The organism is Ruegeria sp. BHSC276 (assembly GCF_059612945.1).
The window spans coordinates 626557-640849 of sequence record NZ_JBXWRP010000003.1 but is presented as its reverse complement, the minus strand read 5'-3'; the positions used below and the strand labels follow the sequence as shown (position 1 = coordinate 640849).

The following is a 14293-nucleotide window of genomic DNA, read 5'->3' as shown; positions in this document are numbered from 1 at the left end:
TTGTTAACTAAGGTAGTTTTCAAAAAACACCAGCGTCCGCTTCCAGGCGAGGGTCGCAGCCGCGTCGTCGTAGCGCGGCGTCGTGTCGTTGTGGAAGCCGTGGTTCACGTTCGGATAGAAATGGACGCTGAACTTTTTCTGATTGGCTTTCAAGGCCTCGGAATAAGCGGGCCAGCCTGCGTTGATCCTGTCATCCAAACCGGCGTAGTGGATCATCAGCGGTGCTTGAATCGCCGGAACATCCTCGGCCGGTGGTTGGCGACCATAGAAGGGAACCGACGCCGCCAAATCGGGATACGCAACAGCCAAAGCGTTGCACACGCCTCCGCCATAGCAGAACCCAACCGCCCCGACCTTTCCGGTTGATCCCGGGTGATCCCGCAAAAATTCGAACGCCGCAAAAAAATCCGACATCAGCTTTCCCGCATCCATCGACTTTTGCGTCTCCCGCCCTTGTTCATCCGTACCGGGATAACCGCCCAAAGGCCTCAGCCCGTCGGGTGCGAAGGCTAGGAACCCGGATTTCCCAAGGCGGCGCGCAACATCTTCGATATAGGGATTGAGCCCGCGGTTTTCATGCACGACCAGCACCGCTGGCAATGGACCTTCCGCGGCGGAGGGGCGCACCATGAGCCCGCCTGTTCCCTCATGTCCGTCAGGGCTTTCGAATTCGACAATTGCGGTTTCGATATCGGGATCGTCCGGCGCAACCTGCTGCGCCCAGGCATAGTTGGGCTGCAATTGCTCCAGGATCATCGCTCCTGTGACCCCGGCGGCCGTGTACCGCCCGGCTTTCGCGATGAATTCCCGTTTTGTCATCTTGCCGTGAACATAACCGTCGAAGATCTCTAGGATTCGAGGGTCAAAATCACTGGCTTTCTTTCGGGCAGTTCCTGTCATTGGCTGGTCCTCCGCGATGGCAACGCCAATACCAGCTTAACCGTTCACCCCGGATCAAGAAACTTACAAGTCGTAGAGTTCGCCAAATTTCTCTTCGAGATAGTCCAGCAGTGGCTCGGGGCTCGGCTCCTGACCGCTGGCCCGCCGGATCACCTCGCGGGGTGCGTACAGACCGCCATGCTGCTGAACATGCTCGCGCAGCCAGCCGGTCGCAGCAGTGGTATCGCCCTGTGCCAGTTGATCACCCAGACCTGGAACTGCCGCCCGCAGGGTCTGGTACAGACAGCCTGCGTACACATTTCCCAGCGAATAGGTCGGGAAGTAGCCAAACAGGCCGACCGACCAATGCACGTCCTGCAGGCACCCGTTCGACGGCTTGTCGACCGCATAGCCGAAATCAGCATGGAAGCGGTCGTTCCACGCGGCTTCGAGGTCCTGAACCTGCAGATCGCCCGACATCAAGGCGCGTTCCAGATCGAACCGCAGCATGACGTGCAAATTGTACTGAACCTCGTCCGCTTCGGTGCGGATGTATCCGTTGTGCACCCGGTTTACGGCGGCATAGAAGGAATCTTCATCCGCGATGCCGAAATCACCGAAGGTGTCCGTCATCTGCCGGAACAACCAGCCAGTGAAGGCGCGCGAGCGGCCCAGCTGATTTTCATAGATGCGGCTCTGGCTTTCATGAACGCCCATCGACACGCCCTGGCCGAGCGGTGTCAGAGCGTAAGCCGGGTCGATGCCCTGCTCATAGCAGGCGTGCCCGACCTCGTGAATGGTCGAGTAGAAGCAGTTGAAAGGGTCGGTTTCGCTGGTACGGGTGGTGACGCGCACGTCGTCGCCGCTGCCCGAACAGAACGGGTGTACGGCCTTGTCCACCCGCCCCCGTTTCAGGTCGTACCCGAAAGTGACCGCCAGCTTTTGCGTCAGCTTCATCTGGGCCGCTTCGTCGAACGTTCCGGTCACGCCCGCAGGGGACGGCCGGTCCAGCACAGCCGCGCGCAGCGCAACCAGACGCGGGCGCATGGCGTCGAAGATGTCGGCGATCTGGGCGGCTGTCGTGTACGGCTCATAGTCCTCGACCAGCGCGTCATAGACATCGCCGCCCTGGGCCAGAGCCGCGCCTTCTTCGCGTTTCAGCGCCACGACCTCCTCGAGAACCGGCAGAAACGCGGGCACGTCCTCGTCGGCGCGGGCCTGTGCCCACTTGCCCTGCGCGGCCGAGGTCACGCGGGCGATGGCCGTGGCCAGATCAGCAGGCACTTTTATCGTGCGCTCGTAAGTACGGCGGATTTCGCGCAGCTGCGCCTGGCCGACCTCGGTGTCGGCATGGGCGTTCTCCAGCCACTCGGCCACACGCGGATCCGAACGGCGCGCGTGCAGGACGGCTTCGATCGCAGCCATTTCCTCGGCACGCTGGTTGACGGCGCCACGCGGCATGACAGTCTCCTGGTCCCAGCCCAGGCGGCCTGAAATCTGCGCCAGCGCCTCGGTCTCGCGCTGAAAGGCCATCAGGTCATTGAATGCACTCATTGGGTCAAGCTCCGCGCAGCGAGGTTGCGATGGGATAAGCGGTCAGGAACCGGGCGCGCAGGATCAGGGTCCAGACGATCACGGCCATGAACTGGTGGAAGATGGCGATCTGCCAGGGCGCGCCGTAGACCACGGTGAGGATGCCCACGACCACCTGCAGCGAAAGCGCCGCGAACATGGCGTTGAAGGCGAACCGCGTCTGCGGGTGGGCGCTGCTGCTGCCGCGCCGCCAGACGAAAATGGCGAAGGCGAACAGTGCATAGCCTACGCCGCGGTGGATGAACTGCACCAGTCCCGGACTTTCGAAGAAATTGCGCCACAGCGGTTCAAGCGCGGTGGCGTCCGGCGGCAGCAGTTGCCCGCCGATCAGCGGCCAGTCGGTATAGGACCGGCCGGCGTCGATGCCAGCCACCAATGCGCCGATCAGGATCTGCAGAAAGGCAAAGTGCAGCAGCCCGGTCGACAGGGAGGACAGCCGCGCCTCTTTAGCGCGGCGGGCTTGCATCAGGTCGCGTTCCTCGCGCCCCAGCATGAAGATGTACCAGGCCAGAAAGCCCAGGATCACGAACGCAAGGCCAAGATGGGTGGCCAGACGATAACTGGCAACCGCGGTCATCCCCTCGCCCTGCGTCACACCCGAGGCCACCATCCACCAACCGACAGCGCCTTGAACGCCGCCCAGCAGTCCTGGGATCACAAGGCGCCCGGTCCAGCCTGCGGGGATCTTGCGCAGCACCAGAAAGCCAAAGAAGCCAAGCGCCCAGACAAGACCGATCACCCGGCCCAGCTGCCGGTGGCCCCATTCCCACCAGTAGATGGTCTTGAAGTCATCCAGCTCCATCCACTGGTTCATGATCCGCCACTGGTCGATCTGTTTGTACTTGTCGAACTCGGCCTGCCAGTCCGCCTCCGACATCGGCGGGATCGCCCCAGTGACCGGGCGCCATTCGGTGATCGACAGGCCGCTGTCGGTCAGGCGGGTCAGCCCGCCCACCGCGATCATCACGACGACAAGTGCGAACAGGATCATAAGCCAGGTACGGATGGCCTTGCGCGCGCCACCCCGGCCGCGGTCGATCATGCCGGGCTGGACCATTTCCTGCTTTTGTTCACCCGAGACTTCTTCGAAGATGCTGCGCTTGCCGCTCATGCCGTCCTCATGTCCTTGATTTTCCCGCAAGCTAGGGCCAGTGCCCGCGAAGGTCCAGCCTCAGCCCTTGTCCTTCCAGCGGACCATCTGACGCATGATCCCGTGCAGCATCTGCACATCGGCCCGCGTCATGCGCATGCGCGACCACAGGTTGCGCAGGTTCACCTTCATCCCTTCGGCCTTTTCCGGAGGGTAGAAGAACCCGGCCTCCTCCAGCCGCTGCTCGTAATGCTCGGCCAGTTTCTCGACCTCGATGCCGGTGGCCCAGTCGCCTTTGCCCAGATCGGTGGCCTCGTGCACCACGTCGCCGGTCTGGCGCATCCACTCATAGGCGGTCAGCAACACGCACTGCCCCAGGTTCAGCGAGGCATATTCGGGGTTCACAGGCACCGAGATGATCGCATTGGCCTTGGCGATGTCTTCATTCTCCAGACCGGCCCGCTCAGGCCCGAACAGCACGGCCACCTTTTCGCCCGCCGCCACCTTCTGGGCCGCGATCTGCATGGCGCGCTCGGGGCTGTAGACGGGCTTGGTCAGGCCGCGCTGACGGGCGGTGGTGGCAAACACAAATGTGCGGTCGCCCAAAGCGCCGGCCAGATCGTCGAACAGCTGCGCCTCGTCCAGCAGCCGCCCGGCACCGCTCGACATGGCCACGGCTTTGGGGTTGGGCCAGCCGTCGCGCGGGGCAACGATGCGCATCCGGTCCAGGCCGAAATTCCACATCGCCCGGGCCGCGGCGCCGATGTTTTCGCCCATCTGCGGGCGCACAAGCACGAATGAGGGCTGGGGTCTGTCGCTAGGCATCCTGATCTCCGAAAGTTGCGCCTGCCATACTGCCGCCTTTGCCACAGGGCAAGCCCGGCCGCCCTGCCCGATTGCAAATCGGCCGGTCTGCGGGCAATAAAGTTTGCTTCCCCGCCGCAATCGGCTAAACCGCGCCAAAGACCAACCGCGAAGGATCCGCCAATGGACACCCCCGAGCAGCCTCAGATCTATCTGATCACCCCGCCGACCATCGACCCGGCCACCTTCCCCGACCGGCTGGCCCGCGTTCTGGACGGGACCGAGATCGCCTGCATCCGGCTGGCGCTGGCCGGCAGCGACGAGGACGCCATCGCCCGCGCGGCCGACGCCTGCCGCGAGGTGGCCCATGCGCGCGACGTGGCGCTGGTGATCTCGAACCATGTCCTGCTGGCGCAACGGCTGGGGCTGGACGGGGTGCATCTGGACGATGCGGCCCGCTCGGTCCGGGCCGCGCGCAAGGAGTTGGGGGCGGATGCCATCGTAGGCAGCTTCTGCGGAACCTCGCGCCATGACGGGATGACCGCGGGCGAAGCCGGGGCCGACTATGTGGCCTTCGGACCCGTGGGAGATATGTCTCTGGGCAAAGGAGCCCGCGCGGAACGCGACCTGTTCCAATGGTGGTCCGAGATGATCGAGGTTCCGGTGGTCGCCGAAGGCGGCCTGACGCCCGAGTTGGTGGCCGACCTCGCGCCCTGCACCGATTTTTTCGGGGTCAGTGACGAGATCTGGGGCGACGACGACCCGCTGCGCGCGCTCGACACCCTGCTGGCGCCGATGCGCTAGAGCGGCAGGACCGGCAGCGCGACCCAGTAGAGACCCAGACCCGCCAGCATCAGCGATGCGACAGTCGAAATGCGTCCCCGCAACCGGGGTACATCGGGCAGCAACACGGTCACTGCGGCATATGCAAGTCCGGCGACACCCGCGATTCCCAGCAAAACCCCGCCCGAATAACCCAGCAGGGCCGGCACGACGTGAAGGGGTGGAACCCCCAACCGGATCAGTTCGTGCGACAGGCCCAAGCCAAGTATCGCGCCGGTCAGGAAAACCGCCCCCAACCGCAACGCACCGGCCCGCGACCCGATCAGATTCCATATCGCCAGAATGAAGACGGCCCCGGCGACCGCCAGCCAATACGCCTCATCCCCGAACCGAAGCAGGCGGGACAATCCCAGCGGCTGCGCCAACAGAACACCCAGCGCCAGGGCGGCGAATTGCGCCAGAAGGGGGCGCACCCGCAGGTTTAGAAAAACCAGCACCAAGGCCAATGCCAGAACTTGCCCCTTGTCTTGCCAAACCCGTGCTACGCCGTGCCGAAAGAAGGTCTCGGCGGTCTGTCGTGGCCCCATCCCTGCCCCGCCGCGCAAGGGAATGGCGGGGCTGGTCTCGCCCCCCTCCAGCAACCCGGTATAGGGCGCGTCGACGCTCGCCTGCCTAAGGACCACCGGGCCGAACCCGGGAGGCCAGGTCAGGCGCACCTCGGTCGCCCCGGGCGGCAATGTACCGACCAGCAACACCCGAGACAGCCTGGGTTTGTCGGAATCGCCCACCACGGGAATACGCGCACCCTCGTAGGACAGTTCGACCGGGCCGTTCGCATCGATCGTCAGAGCGTTTTTCCACACCGCCACACGCGCGTGCAGCAAAGGTTCCAATTCCGAGGAAGGCAAGCGGCGCAACCGTGCATAGTCGGCGCTGCCGCCCCCCTGCGCCACGGTCTGCGGGTCAAGCCCGGCCAGCAACGCCTCGGCATTCAGGGTGATTTCCACAAGCACCCGGTCGCCTTTGACCTGAAACTCCACGACGGACCGGCCTGCGCCTTGCGCCGCAACCGGCCCGGCCAGAACAAGAAAAGCACAAAGGTAACGGATAGGCCGAAAATGATGCCAAAGAACCGCCAGCAAGCGAATGATCAAAACCATCCCGAAGGATCCAGAAATAAATCTAAGCACTGGCCCCGAGTGTTTCCGGGATACAGGCGTTTGACAAGCCCGATTGGTCAGGGCGGCCCGTTTCCGCACCCTTCCGGCTTGCGCCCATGGCGACCCTGCGGCATGACGAGGACATGACTCGGAATTCTGACATCCTGTGTATCGGGTCCGTCCTGTGGGACGTGATCGGACGATCCGCCAGCCACATGCGGCAGGGTTCGGATGTGCCCGGCCGCATCACGCGCCTGCCCGGTGGCGTGGCGATGAACATCGCCATGACGCTTGTGCGCTTCGGCATGACACCGACCCTTTTGACCGCCATCGGCAGCGACCCCGAGGGCGACGAGCTGGTTCACGCCTGCAAGCGGCTGGGCATGGACACGACCCATGTCTACCGCTCGCAAGACCTGCCCACCGACCGTTACATGGCGGTCGAAGGCGCAAACGGCCTGATCGCCGCTATCGCCGACGCCCATTCTCTCGAGGCTGCCGGTGCCAAGATCCTGCGCCCGCTGATCCATGGCCCGCTGGGGTATGAAAACACCCCGTTCGAGGGCCAGATCGCGCTGGACGGCAACCTGACGCTGGACCTTCTGGAAGAAATCGCCGTCAGCCCGGCCTTCGCCCGTGCCGACCTGCGCGTGGCCCCGGCGTCGCCCGGCAAGGCCGAGCGGCTGCTGCCTTTCCTCAAGCACGGCCGGGCCACGCTGTATGTGAACCTCGAGGAAGCCGGGCTGCTGTGCCAGCGCGAGTTTGCCGATTCCGAAACCGCCGCCCGCGCGCTGCTGGACAGGGGCGCGCTGCGTGCGCTGGTGACCGACGGGGGCAACTCGGCCACCGTGGCCAGTGCCGAAGCGGTGATCACCCAGAAACCCCCGTCGGTTCTGGTCACGCGCGTGACCGGCGCAGGCGACACGTTCATGGCGGCCCATATCGCCGCCGAAGCCAATGGCGCGAGGATCGACGAGGCGCTGACCCGCGCCTTGCATGCCGCCGCAACCTATGTATCCGGAGAGACCCCCCTGTGATCGACATCCAGTATTCCGCCGAAGTGCGCGCGGCCAAGGACGACGAAACCCCCATCGTTGCCCTGGAAAGCACCATCATCACCCACGGCATGCCCTACCCGCAGAACATCGAGGTGGCGGCCCAGGTCGAGCAGGACATCCGTGACGCGGGTGCCGTTCCGGCCACGATCGCGGTGATTGACGGCCGGCTGCATGTGGGGCTGGAGCCCGATCAGCTGAAGGATCTGGGACAGGCGCAGGGTGTGGCCAAGATCTCGCGCGCGGACATGGCGGCCTGCATCGCTTCGGGCGGCACCGGGGCCACCACCGTGGCCGCCACGATGATCGCCGCCCATTTTGCGGGGATCGAGGTCTTTGCCACCGGCGGCATCGGCGGGGTGCACCGTGGTGCGGAAACCAGCTTTGACATCTCGGCCGACCTGCACGAACTGGCGCAGACCCCCGTCACGGTCGTGGCCGCCGGGGCCAAGGCGATCCTCGATCTGGCTAAGACGCTCGAGGTACTGGAAACGCTGGGCGTGCCGGTCATCGCCCATGGGCAGGATGAATTCCCGGCTTTTTGGTCGGCCAAGTCGCCCTTTGCCGCGCCCCTGCGGATGGATACGGCCGAGCAGATCGCCAAGGCCCATGCGACGCGCCGCGCGCTGGGTCTGCCCGGCGGGCAACTGGTGGCTAACCCGATCCCGCAGGCCGATCAGATCCCATCCGAGGAACTGGACCCGATTATCGCCTCGGCGCAGCAGGACGCTGAAGCACACCGCATCACCGGCAAAGCCGTCACGCCCTATCTGCTGCAGCGCATCTACGAGCGGACCGAGGGCCGATCCCTGATCGCCAACATCGCCCTGGTGCGCAACAATGCGCGCCTTGCGGCTGGCATCGCCAAGGCTTTGAAGGCTCAGGCGGACTGAACGCCAATCGGACCTATTGTACCAAGGCGCCGGACTGATTAACTAATCCGGCAAACCGCTCGGAACCGCGATGAACACACCGTTTGATGAAGAACCCCACCGCCGCCCCGGCCTGCTGTCGCGGCTACGCGCGTCGTTTCTGACGGGTATCGTCGTCATCGCACCAGTCTGGCTGACGCTGTGGTTGATCCTGTCGGTGGTCGGCTGGATCGACAGCGCGGTTCTGCCCCTGATCCCGCACCAGTTCCGCCCTGAACAATATGTAGGCATCAACCTGCGCGGCGTAGGCGTACTGTTCTTCCTGATCTTCACGGTTCTGGTCGGCTGGATCGCCAAAGGTATTTTGGGTCGGTCACTGATCCATTTTGCCGAAAGCCTGGTCAACCGGATGCCCGTCGTCCGGTCGATCTATTCCGGGATCAAGCAGATCTCGGAAACCGTCTTTGCCCAGACCGAGCGGTCATTCGAGAAGGCCTGCCTGGTGCAGTATCCCCGCCGGGGCATCTGGGCCATCGGCTTCGTCTCGACCGAGGCCAAGGGCGAGATCAACAAACGCGCCGAAACCGGCGGCGGCCTGCTGAGCGTGTTCATCCCGACCACGCCGAACCCGACTTCGGGTTTTCTGCTGTTCTTCCCCGAGGAAGACGTGATCCTGCTGGACATGACGATCGAGGATGCCGCCAAGCTGGTGATCTCGGCCGGGTTGGTCTACCCGAACCAGAAAGACCCCACACAGCCGCCTGAGTGATCAGCCGAACATCGCGGGCAGATCGACGGTGCTGCGTGCACCCAGATCGGGTTTGTGATCGGCCAGAAACCGGTCGGCCGCGGCCCGTCCCGCCTGTTTCAGGCTGTGCAGAACCACCGGGTTTGGCACCGTCTTTGTCGCAACCGACAGGCTGTTCATCAGGGCGTCATCGGCAATCATGTGCACGAAGACACGGCTCATCTCGCCCGCTTTCAACTTGCCCTCGGCCAGCAGGCGCTGCACGAAGTTGATCGCCCGCAATTCGCGCAGAAGGGACGAGTTGAAGCTGATCTCGTTGATCCGGTTCTGGATCTGCTGCGGGGTCTTCGGAACCTCGTCGCGCTCCAGCGGGTTGATGTTCACGATCACCACATCCTTGGGCAGACCCGCGTTGAACAGAGGGAACAGCGCCGGGTTGCCGGTATAGCCGCCATCCCAATAGGCTTCGGTCCGGTCGGTTTCGGGGTCGTGAATTTCAACGGCCTGGAAAAGGTTCGGCAGGCAGGCCGAGGCGAGGATCGCGTCGGTCGTCACCTCATCGCCCGTGAACACCCGGATCTTGCCGCTGCGCACGCAGGTGGCGCAGACGAACAGACGCGGCCCCTGATCGGCGCAGACCTCGCCAAAATCAAAGGCCTCGACCACTGGGGCCAGCGGATTGCGGTAGAACGGCCCATAGGCATAGGGCGACACCATCCGCGACCAGGTATCGGCCACCGAGAACGGCACGGAATACTCCATCGCCTGCGCGATCTGGGCGGGCTCCATCCCGGCCAGCCAGTTGGCGATGCGCATGTCGCCCACCGCGCCCATCCGCTCCCATAGGGCGTTCAGGGTCTCGCGCGCGCCATCGCGACCGGCATGAACCATGCCGGCCTTGAACGCAGCCCCGTTCAGCGCCCCGGCCGAGGTTCCGGTGATCGCCGCAACCTCGATGTCTTCGTCGTCCAGCAGACGGTCCAGCACGCCCCAAGTAAAGGCGCCATGCGCGCCGCCGCCCTGCAGGGCGAGATTGATGCGCTTTACCATGTCCGCCGGCCCCGGCGCGCGCCGCGGATCACAGCGCGGTCCAGCCGCCGTCGACCGAGATCGTGGTGCCGGTGATCTGGGCCGCCGCGTCCGAGCACAGGAACACCGTGGTTCCACCCAGTTGTTCGACGGTCGCGAACTCTTTCGAGGGTTGCCGTTCGAGCATGACGTTCTTGATTACGTCCTCGCGGCTCATGTTGTATTCCTTCATCGTGTCGGGGATCTGCGCCTCGACCAGCGGCGTCAGCACATAGCCCGGACAGATGGCGTTGCAGGTGATCGGCTCCTGCGCGGTTTCAAGCGCAACGGTCTTGGTCATGCCCACGACCCCATGCTTGGCCGCCACATAAGCCGCCTTGTAGGGCGACGCCGTCAGCCCATGCGCCGAGGCGATGTTGACGATCCGCCCCCACCCGGCCTTGCGCATCATCGGCAGCGCCGCCGCCGTCGTGTGAAAGGCCGAGTTCATGTTGATGGCGATGATCGCGTCCCATTTCTCGACCGGAAACTGGTCGATCGGTGCCACGTGCTGAATGCCTGCGTTGTTGACCAGTATATCGCAGGCTCCGGCCTGTTCGACCAACGCCCGGCATTCCTCGCCCTTGGACATGTCGGCCTTAATGTAGCGCGCCGTGGTTCCGGTTTCCTTGCTGATCTCGGCCGCAAGCGCGTGATCTTCATCGCGGTCGGTGAACGAGTTCAGAACCACGTCGGCCCCCGCCTTGGCCAATTCGCGCGCGATGCCCAACCCGATGCCCGAATTGGACCCGGTAATGATTGCAGTTTTTCCCGACAGGTTCATTTGGGGTCTCCCACAGATTCATGATTTGGAGACACAGTGCCATGCTGCACCTGCAAAATAAACGGGGAAAGACCCGGTTGCGGATACGGTCAATTTTTGGGCGGGAAACTCGGAGCTCGTGGCAGAAAAAAACGCCCGCACGAAGCGGGCGTTAAGTTATTGAGGCAGGTTTCATACAGGCAAGAAACCTATCGAGCAGTGGCACCTTTATAAGCAATTCCGCGCCGTCATCCAAGCTAAAAGTTTGAAAATAAGAAAAATCATCGGTACGGTGAATCCCAACAAAATAAGGCCAGAGCAGGATTGTTTCCAAAATGAGCCCCGATTTTCTTCGCCCGCTTCGCCCTGTGATCGCGGGAATCACCGCCGCGCTTTCCGTGACGTCAGCGCTCGCAGATTCGGCCCATGGCATAGCTATGTATGGCGACCCTGCCCTACCACCGGATTTTGTGTCTCTGCCCTATGCCAACCCGGATGCGCCCAAGGGCGGCAAGGTCGTGTTCGGCAACACCGGCGGCTTTAACAGTTTGAACCCGTTCGTGCAAAAAGGCACCGCCCCCTGGCAGCTGAGATTTTGGACGCACGAGGGGTTGATGGGCCGGTCCTGGGACGAACCATTCACACTTTATGGGCTTCTGGCCGAATCAATCGACACCGCGCCCGACCGATCTTGGGTCGAATTCACCCTGCGGGAGAATGGCCGATTCTCGGACGGGTCCCCAGTCACGGTGGACGACGTGATCTGGTCCTACGAGACGCTGGGCACCCAGGGTCACCTGCGCTATCGCAGTTTGTGGGCCAAGATCGACAGCATCGAACAGACCGGGCCGCGCTCGGTCCGGATAACGTTCAACGAACCCGACCGCGAACTGGCCCTGATCGCGGGCCTGCGTCCGATCCTGAAAAAGGCCCAGTGGGAGGGCAAGGATTTTGCCGAGGCACCCCTGCAGGACATTCCCATCGGCACCGGCCCTTACGTGATCGACGACTACGAAGCCGGGCGTTTCGTGAATTTCAAGCGCAACCCCGACTATTGGGGCAAGGATGTCCCCTTCCGGCGCGGCACGATGAATTTCGACGAGATGCGGATCGAATTCTACGGCGATCAGACCGTTCTGTTCGAGGCTTTCAAGGCCGGCAAGTTGTCAGCCATCCGCGAATTCAACGCCGACAAATGGGCCACGCAGTACGATTTCCCTGCCGTCCAGCGGGGCGACATAGTCACAACCGAGATCCCGCACAAGAAACCGTCGGGGATGACCGGGCTGGTCATGAATACCCGACGCGCGCCGTTCGACGACTGGCGTGTGCGCGAGGCGCTGATCCTCGCCTTCAACTTCGAATACATCAACGGCACCTTCACCGGCGGGGCACAGCCGCGGATCACCTCGTATTTCTCGGGGTCCGACCTGGCCATGCAGCCCGGGCCGGCCAAAGGGCGCGTGGCCGAGTTGCTGCAGCCCTATGCCGATGATCTGCCCCCCGGTGCGCTGGAAGGGTACGATCTGCCCAAGGGCGACGCCTCGGTCCGCAACCGAAGGGACATCCGCAAGGCGGCCGACCTGCTGGAACAGGCCGGCTGGACCATCCAGGACGGGGTGCTCCGCAACGCCGAAGGCCAGCCATTCAAGGTGAACCTGATCATCAGCCAAGGCGGCCTGAACGTGGTGCAGAACGTCGACGCCATCGCCGAGATCTATGCCCGAGCGCTGGAACGGCTGGGGATCGAGCTGACCGTCGACAAGGTGGATGACGCCCAATACACCCAACGCATTTCCGAGTTGGATTTCGACATGACCCCGTTTCGCCGCGCGCTGTCGCTGTCGCCGGGCAATGAACAGCGCCTGTACTGGGGCAGCGAAGGCGCCGACACGCCGGGCACACGCAACCTGATGGGCGTAGCCTCGCCCGCCGTCGACGGGCTAATTGACGCGATGCTGGCCTCGGAGAGCCGCGAGGATTTCGTGGCCGCCACCCGCGCGCTGGACCGGGTTCTGACGGCGGGCCGCTACGTCGTTCCGATCTGGAGCTTTGACGTGGGCCGTATCGCCCATGTCAGGCAGATGCGGCACCCTGAAATTCTGCCGATCTATGGCGACGGCCCGCAATTCATGCCCGACGTCTGGTGGTACGAGGACTGACTCACGGCCCGCGGGGGCGGTTGACCCTGCGGGCGGATTCAGACTTGAGTGCGCCAGCGGAAGATCGGCAAAAAACGGCACATCGCCCAACCACAAGATAATGACCCGGCCCGGGCACGTCCGACCGCATACCGGGTTGGACGGCAGATCAAGCGGCTGCGATCGAACGCACCCCCAAATATTGGAACAGCTTGCACGAAAGCCCGGTTAGTTATCGCAGCTTCTTTTAGGAAAATGCACGACATGAAAAGAGTTTGGAGGCGCGGGCCGACGATTGAGGCCGATCGTTTCAGACGGGGTCGATGCCGTGCCCAAGCTCCGTTGTCTTGCTCACGCCCGGCTGTACAGAGCGCGAGACGAACTGCGACATTTTGTCATGTCTTACATAGCATCACCTCCTCCTTACGCTGATCTGGGGAAGAGCAGTCCTGAAACCCGAACCGCGGGAGGCTCACAGATGTTGAACTGGACTGATTTGACACAAGACTGGAGCGCGACCTATGCCCGCGCCAAGCGCCGTTTTCCGAACCTGCGCGACCAGGATATGGCGCGCGTCAGGGCCGACAGAAAACGGTTCGAGGCCTATCTGGCCGAACGTCATCACCTGACGATGACCGAGGCCCATGAAGAAGTCGAAGACTTCCTGTTCACCGAAGGACTGAACCGAGAGCTGGCCCGCAGCTAGGCCAGCGACGTGACCCACAGGATGGTCGCGTCTTCCTCGCTGACCGAGATCACATTGTGACCCATGCTGCCGTCGTAATATGCGCTGTCGCCTCGGCGCATTTCGACGGGCTCGTAGAACTCGGTATACAGGCGGATTACGCCGGTGAGCACATACAGGAACTCTTCGCCGTCGTGACGCACCCAGCCATCGAACTCGTCCATCGACCGCGCCCGCACGCGCGCACGATAGGGCAGCATCTGCTTTTTCGTCAGCGTCTCGGCCAGCAGCTCGTGTTCATAGGTTGTGGTGGCATGGGCGGTGCCCTGCCCGTTTCGCGTCACCGCCATGCGGCCGATGACCTGATCGCGCTCAGGCGGGGTGAACAGCTGCGGCACCGAAATCTCAAGTCCTGTCGCCAGCTTTTTCAGCGCATCATAGGTGGGCGACATCTGGCCGTTTTCGATCTTGGACAGGGTCGAGCGCGCCAGTCCGGCCTGATTGGCCGCCTGTTCCAGCGTCCAGTTGCGCGCCTTGCGCAGCTCGCGCACGCGTGCGCCCAGATCGACCGGCTCGGGCTCGGACTGGGTGCCGTTGTCGCGGGCGATGCGTACGATGGATTTGTGGTCTTTGCTCGTCATGCGTCATTCTA

The 14293-nt window shown here is 63.4% G+C and carries 14 protein-coding genes; 6 read left to right on the top strand and 8 right to left on the bottom strand.

All coding sequences use genetic code 11. From position 1 onward, the window contains the following. Positions 1-3: 3 nt before the first annotated feature. From yghX to AC2FMD_RS06830, 4 genes are all read right to left on the bottom strand, one after another. Positions 4-900, bottom strand: a complete 897-nt coding sequence (gene yghX, locus AC2FMD_RS06845; RefSeq protein WP_496740593.1) for a YghX family hydrolase — start codon at positions 898-900, stop codon at positions 4-6. 63 nt (positions 901-963) lie between these two features. Continuing rightward, positions 964-2433 (bottom strand): carboxypeptidase M32, encoded by a 1470-nt coding sequence (locus AC2FMD_RS06840; RefSeq protein WP_496740595.1) that lies wholly within the window; start codon positions 2431-2433, stop codon positions 964-966. Between the two features lie 4 nt (positions 2434-2437). Continuing rightward, positions 2438-3583, bottom strand: coding sequence for a heme A synthase (ctaA, locus tag AC2FMD_RS06835; protein ID WP_496794821.1), 1146 nt, complete (start codon positions 3581-3583; stop codon positions 2438-2440). A 60-nt stretch (positions 3584-3643) separates the two neighbouring features. Beyond that, entirely contained in the window at positions 3644-4387 is a 744-nt protein-coding gene (locus AC2FMD_RS06830; RefSeq protein ID WP_496678147.1) for an RNA methyltransferase, read from the bottom strand. 162 nt (positions 4388-4549) lie between these two features. Here AC2FMD_RS06830 and AC2FMD_RS06825 point away from each other — a divergent pair, with 162 nt between their 5' ends. Next, a complete protein-coding gene (locus AC2FMD_RS06825; protein ID WP_496794820.1) occupies positions 4550-5170 on the top strand; it encodes a thiamine phosphate synthase in 621 nt (206 codons plus the stop codon). Here the strand turns inward: AC2FMD_RS06825 and AC2FMD_RS06820 are convergent. Further along, positions 5167-6309, bottom strand: coding sequence for a HupE/UreJ family protein (locus AC2FMD_RS06820; RefSeq protein ID WP_496740599.1), 1143 nt, complete (start codon positions 6307-6309; stop codon positions 5167-5169). The genes AC2FMD_RS06825 and AC2FMD_RS06820 overlap by 4 nt on opposite strands. A 143-nt stretch (positions 6310-6452) precedes the next feature. Between AC2FMD_RS06820 and AC2FMD_RS06815 the strand changes: the two genes are divergently transcribed. The 3 genes from AC2FMD_RS06815 to AC2FMD_RS06805 all read left to right on the top strand — a co-directional run bounded on the left by AC2FMD_RS06815 (position 6453) and on the right by AC2FMD_RS06805 (position 9005). After that, the gene (locus AC2FMD_RS06815) at positions 6453-7346 is read left to right on the top strand and encodes a PfkB family carbohydrate kinase (RefSeq protein ID WP_496689109.1); all 894 of its coding nucleotides are present in this window, start codon (positions 6453-6455) and stop codon (positions 7344-7346) included. Then, positions 7343-8257: a pseudouridine-5'-phosphate glycosidase gene (locus AC2FMD_RS06810; protein ID WP_496689111.1), complete on the top strand. Its 915-nt coding sequence runs from the start codon at positions 7343-7345 to the stop codon at positions 8255-8257. Before AC2FMD_RS06815 ends, AC2FMD_RS06810 begins: the two co-directional genes overlap by 4 nt. Positions 8258-8327: 70 nt before the next feature. Further along, entirely contained in the window at positions 8328-9005 is a 678-nt protein-coding gene (locus AC2FMD_RS06805; RefSeq protein WP_149774457.1) for a DUF502 domain-containing protein, read from the top strand. On the opposite strand, the gene AC2FMD_RS06800 is transcribed toward AC2FMD_RS06805, so the two are convergent. Both AC2FMD_RS06800 and AC2FMD_RS06795 read right to left on the bottom strand, forming a co-directional pair. Next, complete coding sequence (locus AC2FMD_RS06800) at positions 9006-10034, bottom strand: patatin-like phospholipase family protein (protein ID WP_496740601.1); 1029 nt, start codon at positions 10032-10034, stop codon at positions 9006-9008. A gap of 28 nt (positions 10035-10062) precedes the next feature. Further along, complete coding sequence (locus AC2FMD_RS06795) at positions 10063-10836, bottom strand: 3-hydroxybutyrate dehydrogenase (RefSeq protein WP_496678138.1); 774 nt, start codon at positions 10834-10836, stop codon at positions 10063-10065. Positions 10837-11150: 314 nt separating this feature from the next. Between AC2FMD_RS06795 and AC2FMD_RS06790 the strand changes: the two genes are divergently transcribed. Both AC2FMD_RS06790 and AC2FMD_RS06785 read left to right on the top strand, forming a co-directional pair. After that, complete coding sequence (locus tag AC2FMD_RS06790) at positions 11151-12977, top strand: extracellular solute-binding protein (protein WP_496740603.1); 1827 nt, start codon at positions 11151-11153, stop codon at positions 12975-12977. 457 nt (positions 12978-13434) lie between these two features. After that, positions 13435-13662 carry a hypothetical protein gene (locus tag AC2FMD_RS06785; protein WP_496678133.1) on the top strand — a complete coding sequence of 76 codons (228 nt, stop codon included), beginning with the start codon at positions 13435-13437 and terminating at the stop codon, positions 13660-13662. Here the strand turns inward: AC2FMD_RS06785 and AC2FMD_RS06780 are convergent. Then, complete coding sequence (locus tag AC2FMD_RS06780) at positions 13659-14282, bottom strand: helix-turn-helix domain-containing protein (RefSeq protein ID WP_496678132.1); 624 nt, start codon at positions 14280-14282, stop codon at positions 13659-13661. The two genes, AC2FMD_RS06785 and AC2FMD_RS06780, sit on opposite strands and share 4 nt — an antisense overlap. Positions 14283-14293: the final 11 nt, after the last annotated feature.